At 38.3% G+C, this 23,543-nt stretch carries 21 protein-coding genes and 1 pseudogene; 1 reads left to right on the forward strand and 21 read right to left on the reverse strand.

Going from position 1 to position 23,543, the window contains the following annotated elements:
- Positions 1 to 28 precede the first annotated feature (28 nt).
- From MVE64_RS00040 to MVE64_RS00060, 6 genes and pseudogenes are all read right to left on the reverse strand, one after another.
- Positions 29 to 2,433: pseudogene (locus MVE64_RS00040) on the reverse strand (DEAD/DEAH box helicase family protein).
- Entirely contained in the window at positions 2,426 to 2,752 is a 327-nt protein-coding gene (locus MVE64_RS00045; RefSeq protein ID WP_247342472.1) for a nucleoside triphosphate pyrophosphohydrolase, read from the reverse strand. The pseudogene MVE64_RS00040 and the gene MVE64_RS00045 overlap by 8 nt, the downstream one beginning before the upstream one ends.
- A gap of 15 nt (positions 2,753 to 2,767) precedes the next feature.
- Entirely contained in the window at positions 2,768 to 3,130 is a 363-nt protein-coding gene (locus MVE64_RS00050) for an HIT family protein (RefSeq protein WP_247342475.1), read from the reverse strand.
- A 304-nt stretch (positions 3,131 to 3,434) separates the two neighbouring features.
- Positions 3,435 to 3,515 (reverse strand): hypothetical protein, encoded by an 81-nt coding sequence (locus tag MVE64_RS28005; RefSeq protein WP_425594022.1) that lies wholly within the window; start codon positions 3,513 to 3,515, stop codon positions 3,435 to 3,437.
- 146 nt (positions 3,516 to 3,661) lie between these two features.
- Complete coding sequence (locus MVE64_RS00055; protein WP_247342476.1) at positions 3,662 to 4,429, reverse strand: DUF4230 domain-containing protein; 768 nt, start codon at positions 4,427 to 4,429, stop codon at positions 3,662 to 3,664.
- Between the two features lie 156 nt (positions 4,430 to 4,585).
- Positions 4,586 to 5,515, reverse strand: coding sequence for a restriction endonuclease (locus tag MVE64_RS00060; protein ID WP_247342479.1), 930 nt, complete (start codon positions 5,513 to 5,515; stop codon positions 4,586 to 4,588).
- Positions 5,516 to 5,894: 379 nt separating this feature from the next.
- Between MVE64_RS00060 and MVE64_RS00065 the strand changes: the two genes are divergently transcribed.
- Positions 5,895 to 6,632: an alpha/beta hydrolase gene (locus tag MVE64_RS00065; protein ID WP_247342482.1), complete on the forward strand. Its 738-nt coding sequence runs from the start codon at positions 5,895 to 5,897 to the stop codon at positions 6,630 to 6,632.
- Between the two features lie 165 nt (positions 6,633 to 6,797).
- Here the strand turns inward: MVE64_RS00065 and MVE64_RS00070 are convergent, their stop codons facing one another.
- The 15 genes from MVE64_RS00070 to aspA all read right to left on the reverse strand — a co-directional run bounded on the left by MVE64_RS00070 (position 6,798) and on the right by aspA (position 23,517).
- A complete protein-coding gene (locus tag MVE64_RS00070; protein WP_247342483.1) occupies positions 6,798 to 7,904 on the reverse strand; it encodes a glycosyltransferase in 1,107 nt (368 codons plus the stop codon).
- A 59-nt stretch (positions 7,905 to 7,963) separates the two neighbouring features.
- Complete coding sequence (locus MVE64_RS00075) at positions 7,964 to 9,490, reverse strand: phytoene desaturase family protein (RefSeq protein WP_247342486.1); 1,527 nt, start codon at positions 9,488 to 9,490, stop codon at positions 7,964 to 7,966.
- Positions 9,491 to 9,520: 30 nt separating this feature from the next.
- Positions 9,521 to 9,925, reverse strand: coding sequence for a glycosyl-4,4'-diaponeurosporenoate acyltransferase CrtO family protein (locus MVE64_RS00080; RefSeq protein WP_281730430.1), 405 nt, complete (start codon positions 9,923 to 9,925; stop codon positions 9,521 to 9,523).
- Positions 9,926 to 10,103: 178 nt separating this feature from the next.
- Positions 10,104 to 11,600: a phytoene desaturase family protein gene (locus MVE64_RS00085; protein ID WP_247342491.1), complete on the reverse strand. Its 1,497-nt coding sequence runs from the start codon at positions 11,598 to 11,600 to the stop codon at positions 10,104 to 10,106.
- On the reverse strand, positions 11,590 to 12,486 hold the full coding sequence (locus MVE64_RS00090; RefSeq protein WP_247342493.1) for a phytoene/squalene synthase family protein: 897 nt from the start codon (positions 12,484 to 12,486) through the stop codon (positions 11,590 to 11,592). The genes MVE64_RS00085 and MVE64_RS00090 overlap by 11 nt, the downstream gene beginning before the upstream one ends.
- Positions 12,487 to 12,672: 186 nt before the next feature.
- Positions 12,673 to 12,879: an alpha/beta hydrolase gene (locus tag MVE64_RS27235; RefSeq protein ID WP_345740845.1), complete on the reverse strand. Its 207-nt coding sequence runs from the start codon at positions 12,877 to 12,879 to the stop codon at positions 12,673 to 12,675.
- Positions 12,870 to 13,559 (reverse strand): alpha/beta hydrolase fold domain-containing protein, encoded by a 690-nt coding sequence (locus tag MVE64_RS27240; RefSeq protein WP_281730431.1) that lies wholly within the window; start codon positions 13,557 to 13,559, stop codon positions 12,870 to 12,872. Before MVE64_RS27240 ends, MVE64_RS27235 begins: the two co-directional genes overlap by 10 nt.
- A 389-nt stretch (positions 13,560 to 13,948) precedes the next feature.
- Positions 13,949 to 14,872, reverse strand: coding sequence for a phytanoyl-CoA dioxygenase family protein (locus tag MVE64_RS00100; RefSeq protein WP_247342495.1), 924 nt, complete (start codon positions 14,870 to 14,872; stop codon positions 13,949 to 13,951).
- A gap of 636 nt (positions 14,873 to 15,508) precedes the next feature.
- On the reverse strand, positions 15,509 to 17,311 hold the full coding sequence (locus tag MVE64_RS00105; protein ID WP_247342498.1) for a tannase/feruloyl esterase family alpha/beta hydrolase: 1,803 nt from the start codon (positions 17,309 to 17,311) through the stop codon (positions 15,509 to 15,511).
- A gap of 183 nt (positions 17,312 to 17,494) precedes the next feature.
- Positions 17,495 to 17,617: a hypothetical protein gene (locus MVE64_RS27245; protein WP_281730432.1), complete on the reverse strand. Its 123-nt coding sequence runs from the start codon at positions 17,615 to 17,617 to the stop codon at positions 17,495 to 17,497.
- 196 nt (positions 17,618 to 17,813) lie between these two features.
- On the reverse strand, positions 17,814 to 17,909 hold the full coding sequence (locus MVE64_RS28010; RefSeq protein ID WP_425593974.1) for a putative holin-like toxin: 96 nt from the start codon (positions 17,907 to 17,909) through the stop codon (positions 17,814 to 17,816).
- A 147-nt stretch (positions 17,910 to 18,056) separates the two neighbouring features.
- On the reverse strand, positions 18,057 to 19,064 hold the full coding sequence (locus MVE64_RS00110; protein WP_247342499.1) for an LLM class flavin-dependent oxidoreductase: 1,008 nt from the start codon (positions 19,062 to 19,064) through the stop codon (positions 18,057 to 18,059).
- A gap of 493 nt (positions 19,065 to 19,557) precedes the next feature.
- Positions 19,558 to 20,352: a fumarylacetoacetate hydrolase family protein gene (locus MVE64_RS00115; RefSeq protein WP_247342502.1), complete on the reverse strand. Its 795-nt coding sequence runs from the start codon at positions 20,350 to 20,352 to the stop codon at positions 19,558 to 19,560.
- A gap of 217 nt (positions 20,353 to 20,569) precedes the next feature.
- Entirely contained in the window at positions 20,570 to 21,982 is a 1,413-nt protein-coding gene (gene nhaC, locus MVE64_RS00120) for a Na+/H+ antiporter NhaC (RefSeq protein WP_247342503.1), read from the reverse strand.
- A 104-nt stretch (positions 21,983 to 22,086) separates the two neighbouring features.
- A complete protein-coding gene (aspA, locus tag MVE64_RS00125) occupies positions 22,087 to 23,517 on the reverse strand; it encodes an aspartate ammonia-lyase (RefSeq protein ID WP_247347251.1) in 1,431 nt (476 codons plus the stop codon).
- Between the last annotated feature and the right edge of the window lie 26 nt (positions 23,518 to 23,543).

The following is a 23,543-nucleotide window of genomic DNA, read 5'->3' on the forward strand; positions in this document are numbered from 1 at the left end:
AGTTCCCTTCATTTATAAATGTAATTATTTATTTTGTCTTTCTCTCAAAATGATAATGCAGCCTATACTCACAAATTTCCTTCGTCCACGCAAATATCATATCTTCATCTTCGCTATCAACTTGCAAATCGAAAGAAAACTTATTATCTTCAAATCTCAATAACCCCTTCGAACTCCCACTCCATTTAGACATTGGCATCTTTGATATCAATCGACTTACCTTCAAGCCCATTGTAATCCCACAAAGCCTTAGTCTCTTTATCAGAGAAATCAATTTGTTTTCTATAGTTCGTTTCTGTCAAATAAGAATGAAAGAAAGGAGCAACCTCTTCGGCTGTAACGGGTTTGTACCAATCCGAAGGACCTCTTTCTAACATGGCTAGCAACACAACCATTTTATAGCTTTTCGCCATACCTGTTTTTTCAACTTCAACAAGCCAATCTTCATATTTTTGGAAAACTAACTTTTCTTGTTCTGTTAGCTCCTCAGCCGAATTTAAAAATCCAATGTAAGATTTAAACTCTTGTCGATATTGAATTGATTCTGATTGACCTTTTAAATGAAGCTCAAGATATGTAGGTCTTCTTCCTAATTCCTGCTTTAAATCACGATAGCTTTGTAAAAGCTTTTCTTTTCTAGGCTGTTTTTTCTTGGTCATTTCTTTTAGTAGATTAATGACATTTAATTCTAAGTTAATACCACAACTTTGTGGCACGGTTGGAATAGTGGTTGTTTCCTTCCCTTTTCTTTCACTTGTATCAAACAAACTCAATTTAATATCAGCGTTTCGATAGTTTCCAATTAAATCAATGATCACACAATAATCTTTTTCTGCGTGTAAACGAAGTCCACGACCTACTTGTTGAGTAAAAACCGTTAGGGATTCTGTTGGTCTGACAAAAAGAAGTGTATCAACTGCAGGGATGTCGACACCTTCATTAAATAAGTCAACGGTGAAGATGGCATCAAGTTCTCCTTGTTCTAGCTGCTTTATTGCTTCGTCTCTACGAATGTCCTTTTGCTTCGAATGTAAACTAATGGTGTTATAGTTATTTTGATTAAAAAATTGTGATAAAAATGTTGCTTGTTTTATAGAAGAACAAAAAACAAGTGTTTTCGACTTCTTATGCTTTACCCAAGCATCAAGTATATTTTGAGCCATTTCATCCTTGAGCTGAGCTTGCAATAGTTCTTCTTCATCATACCGGTTTCCTAACCATGTTATATTGCTATAATCAGTTTCATCGTAAACTCCATAATATTGGAACGGAGCTAACCAGTCCCGTTGAATGGCTTCTAAAAAATCAATTCGATATGCAACATTTCCAGCACAAATGGAATACACATCTTTGTTATCATTTCTATCTGGTGTTGCGGTAATTCCTAATAAAAAGGAAGGCTGAAAATAATCAAGTACGCGTTGATAAGATGCTGCTGCAGCATGATGAAATTCGTCGATAACAATAAGATCGAAGTCATCTGGTTTAAATACTTCAAGATGCTGCTTCATGCTTAGAGTAAATATAGATGCAAAAACATGATCAACATTCGCTTCTTTTTTGTTTCCATTATAAATTCCAAATGTACTTTCTTTAATTATTGTAGAGAAAGATTTTTGAGCCTGAGTCAGAATCTCTTCACGATGTGCAATAAATAAAACACGTTTAAACCTTTTCGCAAAAAAACCAGCTAAATATGTCTTACCTAATCCTGTTGCCATTACTACTAGAGCTGATTTGTACCCTTCATCATAGGTTTTTTCTAACTCCTCCAGAGCTTCAACCTGTGCAAAACGTGGCTGGATTTCACCATAGTCAGCTGATTCCTCTGCTATATGCATTTCTTTTTCTTTACTAGGGAGCATTAGTTCAATTTCCTCTAGCTCTGACCATTTTTTCGCAAGATTCGGGTGCTTTTCGTGGTACTTTTCATAGTTTTCCTCGAAGCTTTTTATCGTTTCTACATTAACTGGTATCGTCTGTTCATGATACATTAGCTTTGTAAATTGATCCATTGCTTCTTTGAAGACAGCTGGCTCTTTATTAATCGAAACGTTCCACTCTATTCCACTTGTTAAGGCTGATCTTGATAGATTGGAAGAACCAATAACAAGATGACCTTCCTCATTAAGGTGAAAAAGATATGCCTTTGGATGAAAAGAAATTCCATTACTGTTCCAAAGTCTAACTTCAATTTTAGGATTAATTTCAACTAGTGATTTTAATGCTTCGGTACTGTGTGATATATAAATAATCTCCTGTACATATTTTGATATCAACGCCTCTTTCAGCAGCACGTTTAAGTGGTTCACGAAGCAGCTCGACCCCTGATTTCATAACAAAAGAGGTTAAAATACAAATGGTTGAAGCTTGTTCTATTTTCTCAAGTAGATGTGAAATAAGCTGATCTGTTATTAACTCTACCTTACTCATCTTCAACCTCAATTAAGTATATTTTCTCTTTAAAACCACCACGTTCTTGTGCTTTCTTAGCTCTAATTTTCTCAACTTCGCTGATTGATGAGCCATGAAATTCCGCTAGTGCATGGACGATTTCTAAAAGATCAGCTAATTCTTCAAGAGAGCTGTCCTTGTCGTTTGCTTCCACATACTCTTGTAACTCTTCAAACCCTTTTTCTTGTAGCTTTTTTATGTATACTTCATGGGATAAGATAGAAGTTTTATAAGCTTTCCCGGTTTTCTCAATAATTTCTGGAATTCTGTCTCTAACAAGCTTGTTATATACTGGCATATTCCTATTCTCCCTTTAGTAGGTTCTTTTATCTGGAATAACTCCCCTTACTCCACCACGTGGGTCTTTCATATCTCCTTTATATCTTGGAATAAGATGAACATGGACATGAAAGATGGTTTGCCCTGCTACTTCACCGTTATTTATTCCGATGTTGTATCCGTCTGGTTTGTGTTTCTTATCTAATAAAGCATTTCCTTCAAATAATAAGGAATCAATTGCTTGTCTTTCTTCTATGGTTAAATCAAAATATTGCTCCACATGCCGTTTAGGAATGATTAGTAAGTGTCCTTTGTTTACTGGGTATATGTCGTAAAAGGCAATGGATAAGTCGTTTTGTAATACGGGCTCTATATTCGAACAAAATGGACAGTTCATGTTGAAATCTCCCTAATTAATTATTTTTATATCTATGTGTTATAGCTTAATCTTACCTCATTCGACAATTATTGTTAATTCCCTATACAACAGCAGAACTAATTTCGTTAATGAAGGATGTTAACTAGAAATAAAAAATAGTGTGAAGCTAAAGTTATAAATCTTCTTTTTAAAAGAGTTGTTTTCTATTAAAAAAGAAGATGAACACTACGTGTAGTAGAAAGTCATCTCCAATTAGTTAAAGCCATATTCATTTTTACCTGTAAACAGCTCATTAAGTTCATATAAGTCTGTTGTCTCTCATCTATTTTTTGTTTATCCAAACAAGCTTTTCTTCTGGCTCGCGATTAGACCATGCGTAATATGTAATGACTTTTATCTTCAGCTATTTAAACTCGTATTAAACTTTAAAGATCTTTATCATAAATACAAGAAAATAAAGTCTGTTCCCTAAAAATTTTGAAACAGACTCATAATCTACCAAGTTCTTATCAATCTCAGTTGTACAAATAAAAGGAGCAAGCCCTCCTATTAGTTAAACGAGACATTCACCGTATAACCATCATTCTTAAAAAATTCCTTTAACACTTTTTCTGCATTTTTCTCTGCACTATCTAATAATCCACTAGAGATGGCTCCTTGTCGAATTTTCTCTTGTGCCTCAGCAGCCAACTCAAACCCCTCATTCATTTTTATATCATCACGGAAAAGCCCATTCTTGTCCACGGCTTGTATTTTATCCATCTGTACAGATGGTTCCTGGATGATCTCTGCATGCGGAAGAGTAATATCTATTTCTTTTGTTTCTTCATTAATATCCAAGTCCTTAGAAGTAATTCCTTTCAAATCAACACCTGCAATCACCGTCGCAGGTACAACCAATAGAACTTCTCGCTTTGTTCCTGGTAAATCAATATTCAAGAAATTCTTATTTTCTTCTTGGTGTAGAACCTCTTTCATATGAGCTTCAGCTGTTGCCAATGTTGCTAACTCTTGAACACGTTCAACAAACGTGACAGACTCTTGTTTGATGGTACTGCCTGCAAATGGCCGGAATACTCCGAAAGCGATGATAAAAGCTACTAAAATAACGATGGCCAGAATTAAAATATTCTTCAATCTACCAATTTTTAAGAGAGACTTAGATTTTCCTATCGGTGGTGAAACATATCTTGAGTTTTGATCTACCGCAATAGTTGCAGCAATTTGCTGTGTTGCTTCATATAATTCTTTTATCTGTCTTTCTAGCTGTGCAATTTTTTCGTCTTTTTCTTCGATTATTTCTCTACTTGTATTCATTTTTTCACCTTTCATTTACCATTGAATGCCTATCCTTTTAATCCACTAATCTATTATGTGGGGAAAATTTTTAACTTATAAATATTAATTACGAAGAAGCACTAAGACCTTTTAAATACAATTTAGCGATTTGCTCCTGTTCGATAATTCTCCACCTTACCTCTTCTGCAAATCATTACGTAGCTGCTCCACCCTTTCATCCACCTCATCATAAAAGTCAGATGAAAGGTCACCAATGATAAAGAGATAAGCAAGGGAAGCATCTGAATTTCTAATACATCTTTCCAAATCGTCAAGTGGCCTTTTCGTATTCACTTTCCCTTGATAATTTTTACATTGAACTGGGATGTCGTCATGTAGGATGAACCCATCAAGTGGGTCCATTATTCTCATCGTTAAATCCCAGCCCTTTCCACTATCACCTTGTTTCTTTACTTCCAGTCCAGGTGTGGCATTTATTAAATCTGCTACAAACTGTTCAAAATAAGCACTTGGCCAATTCTTTGAAATTCTCTTATATGTCTGAGCGACTACCGACTCTTCTAAAGCAGTTCTCTCATAATCAATCGATCTAAGACTTTGATTTGCCTTATGAAAACTTTCATCTTCTTCCATCGATTTCTTCACTATTAAATCAAGCTCTTCCTTAGAATCCTCATCATATATTTCGTAATAATGCCCTCGCTTAGAAAGATGGTGACGGAGAGATTGTGAAACAGCTTCTGATTTCACTTGAATAAAAGAATTCGTTAGAAGTTTACATTGAACATAATGATTAAAATCTTTCTCTTGTGGATCTGTAGAACCATATTCCCCAACTATTTCAGCAATAAGAAATTGTCTTAGCGGTTGACCAAGCTGTATGATGAGACGATCTCCAGCTTTAAGTCTATTAATCAAAAACTGTGTATATCTCCAAACCACTTTCTCCTTTGTGGACCTCTCTTTAGCCTCTTTACTCTTAATGATATGTAAATTGGACCCCGGCGAACTCCAACCAAACCTTGCACGTCCTTCATTTAGTTCCTTGATCATCCATTCTTCTTGCCCATTTCTAATTGATACATATTTAAAATACCGTGTCATTTTATTCACCTCTTTATAAATGCTGATTAATAATCATCCTATTAATCTATTTTGTTCAACTAACTGTAAAACCTTTACTAGACTTAAAAATAAATGGACTCCATTCTAAAAATACATATAATTACAAGATTCTACAAAAAACCACAAAACCCTTTTTTCGAATTGAATGCTGGTAGGGAATTGATAAAGCGAAATATCAAAAAGGATAGCTCAATAACACCTATCATGAAAAGAAGCCGTTCACAACACTGTGAAAAGGCTTGACACTGTTTTTCGACTTTTCTATTTATAGTTTTTTCATTCTAATAGATTCAAGTATGATTTAATAAGGTAATTAGTGAGATAATAAGAAGAGCAACCATTAAGGAGCGAATGTGAAGTGAAAAGTATAATTAAAAAAACAGCTATTATTTTCTCCATCTTCATCATCATAAGCTTATTGGGATTGTGGATATGGTCACAACAAACGTATAAGCCGTCTGAGCAATTATTTCAACTTGTTGAACCAACTAGCATAATTTACAAAGAAGATTGGATTGTCTTTCAACCACAAAATGACCCAGTAGCTGGACTGATTATTTACCCTGGTGCAAAAGTGGAGCCTGAAGCTTATAGTTATTTAGGAAAGCAGCTATCTCTTGAAGGATATGTTGTATTCATACCAGAGTTCACCTTTAATTTTCCGATTCTTGATTCAAACAAAGCACAAGAAATAATCACTCACTATCCTGAAATAAAGCACTGGTTTGTGGGTGGTCATTCATTAGGAGGAGTATCGGCTGCCATGTTTGCTCAAAATCATATAAAAGAATTAACCGGCCTGATCCTATTAGGTTCTTATCCTAGTAACGAAGATCGTTTTTCATCCGTCGATTTCCCTATATTATCTATTTATGGAGAAAAAGATGGGCTTACAACTGTTGATAAAATTAAAGAAACCGAAGAGCTCCTCTCTACAAATGCACAATTGGTTGAAATTCAAGGAGGAAATCATTCACAATTTGGGATATATGGATTTCAAAAGGGCGATCATAAAGCAACGATTTCTGCTAAAAACCAACAGCAACAAATCATAGATATCATCTCAAAATGGCTAGGAGACACCTTGAATGAATAGAAAACTTATTAATTTTAGAAGGAAGTATTTTTCCCATCATGCGTAGAATGGTGAAACATTAAACAAACTATCCTCTTAGGGGTACTTTTTTCATAGGAACGATCCTGCTTTTTATTTTAATTTTCATAATAAATGTATGATCCCCGTGCAAATGATTAAGGATGTTCAGACCTTAATTTTACGCCCCTTCCATCTTACAGAATGAAAAACATTCACTCTGATGAAGGAATACAGATAAATTCCTGCAAAAAACAAGAACAATATTGGATAAAAGGGGAAAATCATCCATCTGAAATTACCGACTCTGCGTGCAAACCATGCCGTTTGAATCGTATACAGGATATACAAGATACCACTGAACATCATGGCGACAGAGTTCCATTCAGTAATCGAAGAGATCAATGCTCCCGCAGCTGTATAACTGCCGGAAATCCATAGTATGACCATGAGCATGACAACCGGATGAGTTGACTTGGAGCCGACGGCAAAGCTTTTGCACCAGCCCTCGATAAGGCTTCCCACTCCTTCCGGATACATGCGCAAAGAGATAATTCCTTTGCCGCCCAGGCAGCGAACCGGGAGATCTTGATCAAGAAATGCCTCTCCTAGTGCCAAATCATCCATGATGGCTCCTTCAATTTTTTTATGCCCTCCCGACAAAAAGTAATCGTCTCGATTACATAGTATGCACGGACCAAACGAACCGGCGGTTTTAAACTGCGATCCCAAAATTGTAAAAAGATTCATCCCTACCACGACGATTATGTTGAATATAATGGAGATGTGTTCATACAAACGCTCAACTGTATGAAATGGTTGTAATGCTGTGATGCCTTTGGCCCCCTTCTGCTGGTAAAAATGCAGTAGATTGCTCAATCCATCCACACTGGTGAATCTCGTATCTGCGTCTAAAAATAATAACCAGCTCCCTTTGGCCTGCTTAGCACCTTGCCAGCAGGCAGAGGATTTTCCTGCACCTGCATTCTGCAGAACCTTTGCACCATAGCTTTCCGCAACAGATGCAGTATTGTCAGATGAATCGTCATCAACAACCAGAATTTCAAATTGTCTGAAACGCTGCTCCTGCAATGATTGCAATAACGGTGAAATCCTACCTTCTTCATTCCTGGCTGGAATAATGATGGACAGAAACGGAAGGCCTGCCGTAGGCCTAGAGGTAAAACCGGGAACCGGCAAAGACCAGAACATGAGAACCCCAACTACCACTGCCGCAAATCCAATTGCGAGATTAATCACTTCTGAAACGGTCATAAAACCTACCTCCTTCCTTTGAGTGTAAGCACATAGCTTTTGTTATCTCTAGTTAGTCTTTATATTGCTGAATAATCAAATAAATTACCTGTATCGTCTTGTATCAGTTCCTGTGCGGTGATTCTAGCGGATAACAGGACGATTGGGACACCGGCGCCGGGATGTGTGCTGCTTCCGGTAAAGTACAAATTATCACAATGAGTGGCCTTGCTTTGCGGACGATAGTGGTTGCTTTGTTTCAAGATTGGCTGCAAACCAAACGTGGCCCCATTATAAGCATTGAATTTCGATTCAAAATCTAATGGTGTTGTATGCGTTTCTGTGACAATTTCATTTTCAATGTTTTCAAAACCACGGATTTTCTTTAATTCATTGAAAATGTAACTGCGATAATAAGAAATGGTTTCCTCGTCCCATTCATAATTTGCTGTAGCTTTATCCGATACGGGCATCAGGATATACAATCCATCTTTTCCCTCAGGTGCAAGGGAAGGATCCATTTTTGAAGCAATATATACATAGAAGGAGGCATTCGTCAGCTTCTTTCCATCAAATATATCTTTAAGATTTTGATTTAGGTTTTCGTTGAAAATAAAATTATGTACATGGTCAATTTCTTCATATTTCCGGTCCATACCGAGATATAACAGAAAGCATGAACAAGAGTATTTCATACTATCGATCTTCTTATCGGTATATTTTCCTTTGGCAGACTTTTCTTTTACCAAGTGCTTCATCGCATACGGGAAATCAGCATTACAAACAACATAATCTGAAGAGATTTTTTGTCCATCCACAGTAATTCCTTCCGCTGTGCGATTGTGAATCGATATTTCCTGTACATTCTTGCCGTAGTGTATGGTTCCTCCAAGTTCCCTAAAGAGTCTCTCCATGGCCAAAGCCATCGTATACATACCGCCTTTCATAAACCATACTCCATATAGAAATTGAATCATAGGAATCATGGTGTAAAAAGAAGGGCTTTTAAGAGGAGAAATACCTATGTACAACGTTTGAAAACTAATCAGCTGTTTCAGGCGTTCATTCTTAATATATTTTCCTATAAACGTATCCGCAGTGTCGTAAGGCTTCAGTTTCAACACTTTCTTCAACATCGGGAGATTATAAAAATCACCCCTTTTACGGAAAGGTCTTTGAAGTACATGATGTTTTGCGATGACAAAGCGTTTATAAATTTCTTGCATATATTGAAAAAAACCTGCCGTATCTTCTTCGCTGATTGATTCAATTGTTTTTGTTAATTCAGCAAGGTCAGAGGAGATATCAAATGGCTTGTCGGGAATATCACTGAAATAAGCCCGATAAATTGGGTCCAATTTTTCCATTGGAATATAATCATCAGGGTTACGGCCGCAAAGTTCAAATAGCTCCCGATATAATTCCGGCATCATCACGATGCTTGGGCCCAAATCAAATGTGTAGCCATCCAGTTCAATTCGATTCATTTTGCCGCCGGGTGTTAATCCTTTTTCATATATTTCCACCTGATAGCCCGCATGCTGCAGCCTTATGGCACTTGCAAGGCCTGCTACACCCGCTCCAACGACAATGACCTTCTTACTCATGTAAATTCCTCATTTCAAAAAATATTCTGCTCATCTCTTATCAAACTCTGAAGTAATGGCAGTAATACGCCCCCGATTGTAGCGTTGAACAACGATAATAGGAAGGTTGAAGCAAAGGGCATACAGGATCATCATCCAGCCTGCCCCTACTGGATTCCAAAAAAAGAACAGAGGAGCAGGCAGAATGGAAAGCCAATGTGTTAACTCTGCTCGTTTTGTTTCCGCAGCAAAGAGAATTAAATCTCCAGCTCCGATGCCGTGTAAGCTCTTTTTACTGTATCCTTTTTTAAGAAAAATCGTGCCATCTATAAGATAACCTTTCCATGCTTTCACCCGAAATAAACGTTGCCACAATTCTCCGTATTTTTCCCAAGAGAAAATCCGAAACCAAAAAGTGTCTTTCAAAAACCATGCCAAAGGCAGCTTATTGCACATAACAGAAATGGACAGATGGAAAATTGTCCATGCTAATACATCTATGATAATGATTCAAAGGATGGGAAATGATACGACCATGGTATCCCCCTTATGTTTAAAGGCACAATTGCGTTTAATAAGAGAAGCTTTCTTCATCCAGCTTTATGCAAAAGTCTTTAGTAAATGACTAAACCTGTCAGGCAGATGATGAGTCTCTTTGAACAATTTTCTTGCCTACAAGCTGACCGCTTAACGTGACCATCGGCATTCCTCCGCCGGGGTTTACGGTTCCACCGACAAAATATAAATTGTGATAGCGTTCACTCTGTTTTGGATGCTTGAATCCTTTATTTTTCTTACGATCTGACACGGTTCCATAAATCGCCCCCCTGTCAGAGCCATACATCCGCCTAATATCTTCCGGTGTCCATACATCCTTTGTAACGATATTCTCACGCAAATCGTGGAGTCCCATTTTCTCCAATTTGATAAGCACTTGCTCAGCGAATTGTTCATAATCCTGCTGTGTGAAAGGTTTACGATTTCGAATATAAGGAATATGTGGCAGTACTTTTATATTTTCATGTCCAACTGGCGCCTGCGCTGGATCTGTTTTATTGACGTTAACCAAATAAATGACCGGATCATCCGGAAGTTCATGACGATGAAAGATTGATTGCATTTGCTGCTTCATATTTTCTGCGAAAAAGAAATTATGATGGCGCAGCTGCGGATAGCTCTTTTTTACGCCCAAATGCATCACGAGGCCTGAGCTGGCTGGCTCGAATTTCTTCTTTAATTTATTCACAAAATGGTTGTCTTCCTCTAGCAATCGTTCGTATACTGGTATGACTTCCATATTAGAAACATAATAGTTCGCTGTTAGCTTTGTTCCATCTTCCAAAACGGCTCCCGTGATTTCACCGTTCTTTTTTTCAAGCCTAACAATCTTTCTGCCAAGGTGGAACTGAACACCAACTTCTTCAGCCAGCTTCACAAGGCCATTCGCCAGTTTATGCAAACCACCGGGTACATACCATACACCCTGGTCATGCTGCATGTAAATCATCATGTTTAGAACAGCCGGTGCATCATAAGGAGACGAACCAACATACTTGATAAAATAAGAAAGCATGTCCCGAAACTGTTCATTACTTATCCGTTTATCAATCCCTCCATGAACGGTAGAAAAAAGATCAAAGTTCTTTAAAACAGTGAACAGGCTCGTATGTTTCATGATTTCTCTCGTCTTATCGGCACCATGCTGAAAATAGGTTTTATCCGTCATATCATAAAGTCTTTTCGAATAGCGAAGCAGATCTTGATATTCACGCATATCCTTTTCACTCAGGGATGGATTTTTTGCTTGCATTTCCTTCAAGTCTTCATATAAATCTATGATATTTCCATCAGGGAAAAAGGAGCGCCATTGATGATCTAGCTTTTCAATCGGAACGTAGTCCTTCATGGATTTTCCACTTGCTGAAAACAATTTTTCAAAGATGTGTGGCATTGTAAGGATGGATGGACCCAAATCAAAACCGAAACCATCCTGATCCAGTCGGTTCAGCTTTCCTCCAATATGATCATTTTTTTCATATAAAGAGACTTCGTATCCAGACTGTGCAAGTGAAATCGCAGCCGAGAATTCACCGAGTCCGCCTCCGATAACTAATACGGTTTTATTTTTCAACTGTTAATGCATCTCCTTCTCGCAAATCAAAGATGTTGTTCACTTCAGTGTTGATTTGGACCATGTTTTCTTTCGTAACATAATTCCTCGTTGTTAAACATTGATAGCCATTGTTCCGTACAGCGTCAAGTATGCCTCTGTATATATGAGCAGACAAACATACTGGTAATTGGCTATCAGGATCCAGCAGCTCTATACTTAATAAAAACTTGTTATATAATAATTCTGCACGTGCAGCAAGTTTTTCCCATAAGTTGATGAAATTATCATTAATTAAGCTATTATGTAAATCACTTTGTGAATATTGAAAGTATGTAAGTACTTCTTTGGGCAAATAAATGCGATTTTTCTGATGATAATCTTCACCAATATCTCGAAGTACATTGGTTATTTGCATGGCTACACCTAGATTTGTTACCGCTAAACGTAGATCTTCCGAAGATTTCGAAGCGATGACAGGTAAAAGCATTAAACCAACAGATCCAGCTACGTAGTAACTGTATTTTTCCAAATCATTCATTGTGTTTGGGGGTGTAAATGTTAAATCCATGGATTGGCCTGTCAGCTGGTCATAAAAGGGGCGAATATCCATATCATACGTATTAAATACATGTCTAAGTGCGCGCCATAGAGGTTTGTCCAATTCCTCTTGATTATTGAACAAATCTAGTTCTTTCTTTAATTGACTCAGCAGCTTAATCTTTTTTTGGGATGAATGTTTTCCATCTGCACACTCATCTGCAGTTCTGCAAAAAGCATAGATCGCATAAACGGCATTTGCTTTTTCACAAGGTAGTTGTGAAAAAGTATAGTAAAAGCTTTTGGAATGTTTTTTTATTATTCTTTCACAATAATGAAAATCCGCTTGCCTTTGCTTTTTTTCCATATCGATCTCCTTCAGATCTATTTACAGATCAATGAAATATGATAAAGCGTTGATTGGATTTGTTTTCCTATTTTCTCCTGCTCCAAGTCTGCAACCTTTAAATGATCTTTTCCCTGATTCCCTCACGAAAAACTTGAATGTGTTTCAAAACATATTTTAAAAAGGAGGAATAACGAAGAAGGTGCTTTAATTTTCATAGGATGTGGCCGCCGCTCTGATTTTCTCTGCGACAAGTTTCCAAGCCTCTTCCGCTCTTTCTTTTGGGCCTAGATGGGTAAAAGCATGTGTACAGCCTTTGAATATTTCTTCATGAACGTTTACTCCAGATGCTTTTAATTTCTCAGAATAATATTCGGCTTCAGGTCTGAATGCGTCGTACTCCGCTATAAGAATAAGAGTGAAGCTAAGCGGCCACTCATCTCTGCACGAACAGGGGAAGCATGTGGATGCTCCGCTTGTCCTTTGTCAGGGACATAGCACATGTTCAAAAAATGTGCTACTTGAGGATATCTGGCACGCCATTTATCCGGTTCCGGTTTATCTGCATGGGGGGTGGCAAAATCCAGCATCGGGCAAGACAGTACTTGGAGCAGTGGCTGATGTTCTCCTTTCTCTTCCAGATAAAGACAAAGGGCTGCTGCAATATTTGCCCCAGAACTCTGTCCGCCAACCATAAATTTTCCCGCATCAATATTCAAATCCTCGGCTCTTCTTTTTAACCATTGAATAATTTCATAGCCCTGTTCAATTGGTTTGGGAAAAGGGAACTCTGGTGCTTTCGCATAATCAACATTAAGAACAACACATTCTGCCTGATTGGCTAGGTAACGGCAATAAGGATCATCCATCTCCTTCTCATTCATGATGAACGCTCCACCATGAAAATTGATATAGACAGGGAACTTTTTCTGTTTGGCTTCCAAAGGATAGTACAAGGATATATTAGTAGGATGAACAGATGTTTCAACCACCACGTCTTTTTTCATTTTCACTTGCTGCAAGGGAATCATATGTGTCTTTTTTGCTTGATTAGGGAGGAAACGCAGTAATTTTGCAATCATAACAGTGAACATAAGTGTAACCTCACTTTTTTAACATTTTAACTGCAATGAAACACATTTATACTCCGAACCTCACTTTTTTTATCAATTAATTGGAATTAAACAGATATATACTCCGAACCCTCATTGCTTAGCAATGGAAAAAAATCATATTTAATTGAAGACAAAATGTCTTCCGGTGACCTGTTTACGGAATGACGTACTTAGGATAGAATTTGGCGTTTCATCCTTCTAGACTTGTTTACTTTAATAAAAAAACGTCTAAACCCAGTAATATCATGGATTTAAGACGTTTTATCTTACCGGATTTAGTTGTAGTGTGATGTAGCAAATACAGAAGTAGATCTTTGGAGTACAGGTAGGAGCTGCTAAATACTTGCAGTTCCTCTATTACTAGTTTGTTATATTGTAGCTTCTTTGTGTAAAACCGATTTAATACTCAACTCCAATGGTGAATAATTCCCGTCTGCCCGGTTTATGTTAATTCTTTCAGTTAGTGGAGTAGTCCGATTACACATGAAACGAGGAATGCCTGAATGATTCTGTGAAGCAGCATGATATAAAAACGGGTGGCATAAAATCACATCTCCAGGGTTTCCGGTGGTTTCAATCACCTGAAGCTTGATACCATCTTCATCAACAAACGGATTTTCCATAAATTTCTCGATCCGATTTTCTTCATCATTCGTTGTGTTATCCTTTTTAGAGCCTGTTAATTCGGAAAACCACGGGTGCTGCTTATTCAAAGCACGGATGCCTTCTTCAAGCTCAATTCCGTCATGTTGCTGGGAAAGAAATTTTGCTATCACTTTATGTGAACCTTCTGCCACAAGTGTGCCTCCACCTTGTTTTCCTATTTCAGAGAATAAATTTAAGCAAAGTAGCCCTTGTTCAGGACTGTCAATATAATGGTGAAATTGAATACCATCCCAATGCCATCCTGTAGTCGGTACATTCCATGGTTTGAGAGCACCTTGAGAAAAATTAACTGGCCACCATCCATAGCCAACCTTCTTATCACTCTCTCCATATACTGTCCTGTCCGCCCATCGCCCCTCCCCGACAAGATCTTCAATGGCATCTGCTAATCTTTTTGTATTACATTTCTGGAATTCATCATGTTCATAGGTTTCATTTAATTGAACCATTTCTTCCTTCCAAGTTGAACGATCATTCTTTGTAACTCCTCGTTTTTCAACATTTTCCCAAACAATTTTTTGAGCTTCTAACGCCACCTCTTTAGGAAATGCTTGTTCAACCTTTACCCAGCCTAATTCAATGAACTGATTAACTTGCTCTTGAGTTAACACCTTATAATTTGTCAAAGTACTTCCTCCTTTAAATATGGATAGATCCAAAAGAATAAAGCATATCTTTTTTAACCATTACTTACCTTCTTCCCACTATTTAGAGACTTTAGTTTTAACAGTTTTCACATGGTCGAAGATAAAATAATAAGGTGGTTCATCCTTCCTTTCGAAATAGATAACAAAAGAAAGTGCTTTCATTTATTGGTGCTGATGATCATGCTGCTTGCTTAGTATTCTTATATTATAATAGATTTCACTTAGTTTGTCTGTCAAATAAAGTAAGTTTGCTATGTTTTTATATAAATTAGGATTTTACTTGGTTCGTAATATCATTTCCTAGAACAGTAAGGTTGTACTGTACAACAAATGACTTGGTTTTTACTATTTTTACAATAGTCCCCATTACTTTAGATAGAAAAATTGTATTGAGTAAAGGAACAGACAGATAACACTCCTGAAGGTGACAATGCTGGGTTTATGTATTTTTAGATGATGTGATTTAAACTCACATGATATCTTAAAGGGTTAACTTTTTTTGCCATTGAAAAATCCCCTAAAGGTAGACTATTAAGAACACAATACCATGCTCTCTTTTTTATCATGTCTACCCGTAGGGGCTAATAAAGCATATTATCATCTGTACTGAAAGGACTATCGGTTGAGACCAGGTCCTCCTGAACTCGGTTTGCACTCGAAACTGCTTGCCACTTCCGGGTCGCCTTTTTTATAGCGAGCCACTAATGGATAAGAGCATAAAGGACGAGAACGGTCCGGTGCCCATGTGGAAGGTACCTCAGGGTTAACACCGCCTGGATTTCCCTCACCTCGCGCTGTCGCTATAATACGGTCCGGTGCCTTGCCGTATTCAACCCAATCGATTAAAGCGCCTAGGCCATCAAACTGGTCAGTTGCAGGACCGCCACTGACATGGCCCATGCCAGGCACCTCAAAATATCTGACGAACTCATCGGCTTTGTTCCGGTAGTTCGCGTCGAGTTCCTTGTACCAGCGCCTTGTGTCATCAGAGGAGAAGATACCGTCTGATGAACCGTGTGCCACGATCATTTTAGCTCCTGAATTCCGCAGGGTGTCCAAATTCGTTGGATCAGGCGGCGTCATAAATTCCATGGCACTCTCTGTATACAAATCGTTAGACTCATAGATAAGTTGCCATTTATTGTCCACATCAAAGCTAAGAGCATATTCCGGTGGCGTTTTTCCATTAAACCCTTCAGGGGGCGATAGGAAAATGTGGCTAACAGTTCCTGGATCGAGAGCAACGGAAATTCTGAACTTCCATAACCCCCACCCATTATGAACAAGTCCCGGATCAAATGGGAAAGAAGTGTAGATCTGTTCTCCTGAGCTAGTACGAGCGCCCGCAAAAACATCCTTCACGACTTGCTTCTGTTCTACCGTTAAGCAGGTGCCGTCCCGCTCCAACTCACAAGTAGGTACGTCTCGCTCAACGCTAAAGACTTTCTGGCAACGTTCAGTGTCCTGTACGATTCCGTCGTTTAGCCGATCAAGACCATCACAACGGTCTAAAATCGCCTCTGCGATAACTTGACGCTCGGCCAAAGGTAGCGCTGTCTCCAAGTTGTTTATGTCTGTTGCAACCTTTGCCCATTGTTGAACTCCCCACAGCTGGGCTACCGCGGACTTGGGCAAGTTAAATCCTGGCGCTATGGCTAAAAAACCATCGTACTGATCTGCATAGCGTGAAGCAGCGACCATGGTGTGACGCCCGCCATTTGAGCCTCCGGCAATATATGAGCGGTCAGGCTCGCGTCCATACGCAGCTTCAATCAAGCTCTTAGCCATAGGTGTAAGCGTTCCGACTGCTTGGTAACCGAAGTCAAGACGTGCCTGCGGATCAAATCCGAACCCAACGTTTTGAGCTGAAGTGTGACCTGCGTCCGAGCTAATGACAGCAAAGCCCTTTTGCAGTCCGTTTTCCAGCGGGCCGCCTCCGATACTTCCATTTGCTGTTACGACGTTGCCATCCGCTCCACCATTTGCTTGATAGAGGAACCGTCCCGCCCATTCAACTGGAAGCCGCATTTCAAAACCGATAGCATACGTCTGACCATCTACAGAGCTCACTCGCTCGTTCATTTTTCCCTTGACGAGACAATGCTCGCCAACAGGCTTACCGGCATTGGACAGTGTTCCATCTGCAATAAGCTCTGCCGATGTGATAGTGGTATTATTAAACTCAAACGTTTCTAGCAGATTCACACACTGCTTCAGATTGCCTGGCTGTGCTGGAGCAAGCTGTGGAATTTCATCTTTTGCCCCACCTTTAGTTGTAGGTTTGTTTGTATTTTCTTCTTTTTCGGATTCACCTACTTTTAAAACGCTTACACTTTCTGCAAAAACACTAGAAGGAATTAACGACATGATGACAAGAACTACTGTTAGTAGAATGGAAAAACGTTTTTTCTTGTTCATATATTTTCTCCTTTCATTTTCGCTTGCAAAGCAGTTTATTATCGTTATAGGGTTATAAAGCTTTTATTTACCTCCTCTTAAAAATTATCACCACACAAGAATTGTACATAATATTCAGAAAGTTAATAAGCCTTATAGTGTAGGAATTCAAACTTCAAAATTCCTACATAGTAATTAAAGGATTTAACGACCTACGAAATAATAAACCTCTTTATCTTTTATAGAATGCTGATGTTTTAATTCTATTGCTTCAACATCATTTGCTAGAGATTGTATTAATTTATTTATGTTATTCATTTTTCTCAATAAAAGAAATTCTTTCTATTCATTTGTTTTCAAACATTTATACCTTGGTTATAATAATAGTAGAGAAATCATAAACTAAAAAAGACTGTTCGGTGCTCTAACACCAAACAGTCATACAATAGCAGGTTCCCTTCAAGGGAGTCAGCGTACTAAGGTAAATGACTCACCCTATTGCACTCCAACGCTCAAGGGTGGGTTATTTTTTGTCTCTAAAAGATATGATCGACAACACCAAACTTGCAAATGCTATCATTAGCATTATCGTTTGAAATACTGTCAACATAAGCATCATCCCCTTTCTTACGGGGTAACGCTGACCACCCTTGAGTTTACCTATCTATTGCCATTCTATTATACTACAAAAAAGGAACGTGCGTTCGATATCGATTGCTATTTTTTTAAGTTTGTAATCCTCGTCCATTTCAGTGTCCTCTACCTATTACCCCATTATTTCAGCCACAAGTTTGTGGGAGTATAGTCGGGCGTTGTGATCATAAACCATTGTGCTCACCATTATCTCATCTGCCTTCGTCTCATCTAAGAAGGATTGCAGCTTTTCCTTTACGTTGTTAGGACTCCCAATGATTGTGGAGCTTAATTGTTTTTCTAAAATTGCCTTTTCATATGGGCTCATGAGCTCATCTAAATTCTCTAATGGTGGTTGTAGCTTTGATGGTGTGTTCCTTATCATGTTTAGGAAGCTTTGTTTGATGGAACTGGCTAGCAATTCTGCTTCCTCATCCGTATCTGCCGCAATGACGTTTACTGCTACCATTGCGTAAGGCTCTTTATAATCCTCCGACGGTTGGAAGTTATCGTAATATAATTTTAGGGCTGGCAGTGTGTTTTCAGGTGAAAAATGACTGGCGAAAGCAAACGGCATCCCGAGTTGTGCTGATAATCTTGCACTAAATCCACTAGAACCTAACAACCAAATAGGGATATTAGCTCCTTCACCAGGGATTGCTCGTACCGGTCCAGTACCTTGAAAATAGGCTTGTAGTTGTTCTAATTGTTCCGGAAAATCATCGCCATTGGTGTAGTTTGCCCCACGAATAGCATGAGCAGTTTGTTGGTCAGTTCCCGGTGCACGCCCTAATCCTAAATCAATTCGGCCTGGAAACATCGCTTCGAGGGTTCCAAATTGCTCCGCGATTACCAGGGGCGAATGGTTTGGAAGCATGATTCCGCCGGAACCTACCCGAATAGTAGAAGTATGTGCTGCTACATGGCCGATGACGATAGATGTTGCAGAGCTTGCTATGCCAGGCATATTATGGTGCTCCGCTAACCAGTACCGTTTATAGCCTAGTTTTTCCGTTAACTGTGCTAACTCTACCGAATGTTGAAAGGATTGGCCAGGCGTCCCTCCTTGCACAATGGATGCAAGATCAAGGACGGAAAAGGATATGTCGTTGATCGATTTACTCGGTCTATTTATTGTCATGGGATAACATCTTCTTTCATTTAAATTAATAGTTGGAATTGGCATGGATGTGTTTGTCTAGTATTGTGCGCTTTTCATATAGTAATTCACACCAGGATTAAAAAGCAACTTGTAAGTATCAGCATATAAAAAATGGTTAGAGACATATGTAACAATATCAATTCCCGTTTAACCGATTTCCAAATCATCAAGCATGGCCATGAAATAAGCTAATAACATAAAATAAGGGGAGAAATTCCTCTTAATATTGAAATAACACGAAAAATAGATAAAATAGACGGAAAGGTTCCGCCTATTTTATGGAAAAAGAAGAAAATGGACCATTTTACTTTGCTTAACCGGAAAAACTCCGCTTATATCACCCAAAACGAGTTCCATTCTTGATCTAAACGGAATAACTCCGTTTATTTAAATTCCCTTACTAATTAAGGATAACCTAGAAGGCCTCCTTTATTTATCCCTCACATATTCATTTCTTTTCGAACATTTAGTTTTACTTCACATAGTTACAAAGCGTACCTATATTCTCCACTTCCACTACTACTGTATCTCCAGATTTCATTGGGCAGCTCCCTGAAGGTGATCCTGTAGCTAGAACATCGCCTGGCTCAAGTGTCATCACTTGTGAAATCCAACTGATAAGATAAGGGATTGAAAGTGTCATTTGATTTGTATTGCCATCTTGTACTACATTTCCATTTAGGGTTGTAACAATTCTTAGATTGGTTGGGTCGATGCCTGTCACAATGTATGGACCCAAAGGACCAAATGTATCGAAACCTTTGCCTCTTGTAAACTGAGGATCTGATTTAGTAAGGTCCCTTGCAGTCACATCATTAAAAATCGTACAGCCAAAAAGATAATCTAATGCTTCTTCTTCTTTTATATTTCTGCCCCGTTTTCCAATGATTAGTGCTACTTCCCCCTCCAGTTCTACCTGTTCGGTTAAGGTAGTGGGTGGAAGGATGATTTCACCCTGATCCGGTATGATCGAGGAGGTAGGTTTTAAAAACAGAAACGGTTCACGTAGATTGGCCGTTCCTCCAGTCTCTTTTGCGTGTCCAGCATATGTCCAACCAAAATTGACAATTTTCGATGGAGATACTGGTTCCAAAATCTTTACTTCATTATATTTAACCCTTACTCCATCATAGTTTATCTCATTGTTAACAATTTGTGTGAAATCACTAGACAATTGTACGATATCGTCACCATCAATAATTCCATAATACTCTTTTTCATAACGTTGATAACGAACGATTGATTGTGTTTTTTGTAATGTCTTCATTTATCTAAAAACCCCTTTACTTATTTTAAAACTGTTTACGGTTTAATTTATTTTTATCATTATCTTTAGCTATCTCTAGGTAACCATGACTTTGACTATTTTCATTTTCAGGCTTTCTAAAAAGGGGACAATTTAAAGATTCCTTGCCTTTATGGAGTGAAAAAAGTATTGAGGGATCCCTCAATACTCTTTACAAAAAGCATTAATGATCATTGAATTAAAATGTTTGTTGAATCTGCCCTTCCCCTTGCTTCTGTTTGACGTACCAAATACATTTCCCTGTATATCCATAAATAATAGCTAGGGCAATTGACACAAAGCTTAACCACATAAATGGAACATAAGCAAAGGTAGAAACACCTAGAATACCAGCCATAAAGATTCCGTTGTCTGTCCAAGGAATCATCCCAGAGGTTAATGTTCCCCCAACTTCTGTGTTTCGTGCTAATACCCTTCGATCGATGTGTAAGTTGTCATAGCTTTCTCCCATAATTTTAGGAGTTAATATTAATGAAACATACATAGCGCAACCAAATACATTTGCAAAAAATGCCACAATTATAGTGGATAGTGTTACATTTCCAGCTGATGTTAAGAAACTATGAAACTTGGAAATGATCACTTTTAGAACTCCTAAATGCTCAAGAAGACCACCAAACCCTAAACCGAATATGATCACAGCAACTGAACCAAGCATACCTTCTATTCCACCACGGTTCAGAAGTTTATCCATAAACTCAACTCCTGTGTTAATAGAAAAACCGTTATAAGCAGTACCAACAGCATCGGGGACATTCATGCCTTGGAACACTACTGCCCAGATGGCCCCAAGTAGAGCTCCAATAGCAATAGAAGGAACAGAAGGTTTTTTCATAGCTAGCATAACAATAACAAATATAGCAGGTGTTACCATCCAAATTTGAATATTGAATGTATCTAGTAAAGCTAGCTTTAAAAATTCTACTTTTTCTAAATCTGTGTTATTGCCACCATATATAAATCCTGCTACAGTAAAAAGAATTGCGGTAATAAGATAGGCAGGGATGTCTAGATATAGCATGGCACGTACGTGTGCAATAACTTCTACCTTTGAAAGAGAAGCAGCAAGTACGGTACTGTCAGAAAGTGGAGATAATTTATCACCAAAGTATGCTCCTGAAAGAACGGCTCCCGCTACAAGAGGCAGAGGCATACCTAATCCTTCTCCAATTGCCATCATCGCGATTCCAGCTGTTCCCACCGTTCCCCATGATGTACCTGTAGCTAAAGAAGTAATTGAGCAGACAATTAATGTTGCTAATAAGAAAATACTTGGATGAATAAATTCCAATCCATAATAAATAAGCGTTGGTACGACTCCTCCTGCAATCCAAGTCCCGATAAGAGCACCAACTGCAACAAGTATCAATATTGCCTCAAGTCCGTTTGAAATTCCGGTTGTTATGGCTTTTTGCAGCTCTTCATAACGGTATCCTAATTTAAATCCAAGTAATATCACAAGAAACCACGAAATAAACAGAGCTAACTGTATGGGTAAATCGAAAAAGGCAGTAAACGAAAAAACAATAACAAGAAACAACCCTAATGTACAAACAATTTCTAAAATAGTTGGTAATCGTACACTTTTCACTTCTATTCCTCCAATAACAAATTAGTATGTATCTTCTAAAAATAGATATTTTCTCGTACGTAACCCGTTTTCAAGATGATGCTAGATGTGTTGAAACCTTATCATTACTCTCGATCAAAAAGTGAGACTCCTGCAATTCCTGGATTTGTCATTTCGTAAGGATTCAAAATCAAATCAAGCTCTTCCTCTGTTAGCACATCATATTGAAGGCACAGCTCTCTTACAGATTTACCCTTTAAAATAGCTTCTCTAGCAATTCGTGAGACTACTTCGTACCCTAAGTGAGGATTAACAGCTGTTATAATACCAACACTCTTTTCTACGTATTCCCTCATTCTATCTTCATTTGCTTCAATGCCTATTAAACAGTAATCTGTAAAGCTTCTAAAACCATTCCTCATAATACTGATAGATTGTAATAAGTTAAATACAAGGATAGGCTCCATTACATTTAACTCTAACTGACCAGCTTCAGAAGCCAGACAAATTGTATGGTCATTGCCTATCACCTGAAAGGCAATTTGGTTAATTAACTCTGGCATGACGGGATTGACTTTTCCGGGCATAATAGAGGATCCAGGCTGGCGCGCCGGTAAACTAATTTCTCCTAATCCTGCTCGAGGTCCGGATGCCATTAACCGCAGATCGTTTGCAATTTTTGACATGTTCATCATACAAACCTTTAATGCCGCAGATACCTCTGTATAAGCATCTGTATTTTGTGTTGCATCAACAAGATGTTCCGCGCCAACGATCGGAAACCCACTTATATCTGCTAAGTAGCTTACAACATGTTTAATATACTTAGGATCTGCATTTAATCCTGTCCCTACAGCTGTAGCTCCCATATTAACCTCATATAAATGCGTACGTGTTTGTTCAATTCTCTTAATATCACGTTCTAGTACGCGACTATATGCCTCAAATTCTTGACCAAGGCGAATGGGTACAGCATCTTGGAGGTGAGTACGTCCCATTTTTATAACATGGTCAAATTGTTTCGCTTTGCTTTTAAAAGCCTGGAGCATGTCGTTCATCGTATCAAGGAGCTGTTTTAACAAGTTAAGAGTGGCAATATGAATAGCTGTTGGAAACACATCATTTGTAGACTGTGACATATTCACATGAGAGTTTGGACTTAAGTGTTTATATTCACCCTTATGATGGCCGAGTAGCTCTAGAGCACGATTGGCAATGACTTCATTTGTGTTCATGTTCATAGAAGTACCCGCACCGCCCTGTATCGGGTCAATAATGAAATACTCGTGCCATTTTCCTTCAAGAATTTCATCTGAAGCTCTAACAATTACTTCACCAATTCCACTATATAAACGTTTTGTATCCATATTGGCTAATGCGGCTGCTTTTTTTATCATGGCTAGGGCCTTGATCATTTCTTCATGTATTCTGTATCCGGTAATTGGGAAATTCTCGATTGCCCGCAATGTTTGTATTCCGTAATATACATGTTCTGGAATTTCTTTTTCACCAAGAAAATCACGTTCCATTCTATACCTTTGACCTGTTTCTCTCATCACTAATCAATACCCCACTTTCATTT

Origin of the sequence: Metabacillus endolithicus (assembly GCF_023078335.1) — a bacterium.
GTDB lineage: Bacteria > Bacillota > Bacilli > Bacillales > Bacillaceae > Metabacillus > Metabacillus endolithicus.

Coding starts and splice junctions, on each gene's coding strand:
- MVE64_RS00080 (WP_281730430.1), bottom strand. CDS start 9,925: ATGTGCAATAAGCTGCCTTTGGCATGGTTTTTGAAAGACACTTTTTGG.
- MVE64_RS00075 (WP_247342486.1), bottom strand. CDS start 9,490: ATGAGTAAGAAGGTCATTGTCGTTGGAGCGGGTGTAGCAGGCCTTGCA.
- MVE64_RS27240 (WP_281730431.1), bottom strand. CDS start 13,559: ATGTTCACTGTTATGATTGCAAAATTACTGCGTTTCCTCCCTAATCAA.
- MVE64_RS00070 (WP_247342483.1), bottom strand. CDS start 7,904: ATGACCGTTTCAGAAGTGATTAATCTCGCAATTGGATTTGCGGCAGTG.
- MVE64_RS00060 (WP_247342479.1), bottom strand. CDS start 5,515: ATGACACGGTATTTTAAATATGTATCAATTAGAAATGGGCAAGAAGAA.
- MVE64_RS00050 (WP_247342475.1), bottom strand. CDS start 3,130: ATGAACTGTCCATTTTGTTCGAATATAGAGCCCGTATTACAAAACGAC.
- MVE64_RS00045 (WP_247342472.1), bottom strand. CDS start 2,752: ATGCCAGTATATAACAAGCTTGTTAGAGACAGAATTCCAGAAATTATT.
- aspA (WP_247347251.1), bottom strand. CDS start 23,517: ATGAGAGAAACAGGTCAAAGGTATAGAATGGAACGTGATTTTCTTGGT.
- MVE64_RS00090 (WP_247342493.1), bottom strand. CDS start 12,486: ATGGAAAAAAAGCAAAGGCAAGCGGATTTTCATTATTGTGAAAGAATA.
- MVE64_RS00055 (WP_247342476.1), bottom strand. CDS start 4,429: ATGAATACAAGTAGAGAAATAATCGAAGAAAAAGACGAAAAAATTGCA.
- MVE64_RS00105 (WP_247342498.1), bottom strand. CDS start 17,311: ATGAACAAGAAAAAACGTTTTTCCATTCTACTAACAGTAGTTCTTGTC.
- MVE64_RS28010 (WP_425593974.1), bottom strand. CDS start 17,909: ATGATGCTTATGTTGACAGTATTTCAAACGATAATGCTAATGATAGCA.
- MVE64_RS00115 (WP_247342502.1), bottom strand. CDS start 20,352: ATGAAGACATTACAAAAAACACAATCAATCGTTCGTTATCAACGTTAT.
- MVE64_RS00110 (WP_247342499.1), bottom strand. CDS start 19,064: ATGACAATAAATAGACCGAGTAAATCGATCAACGACATATCCTTTTCC.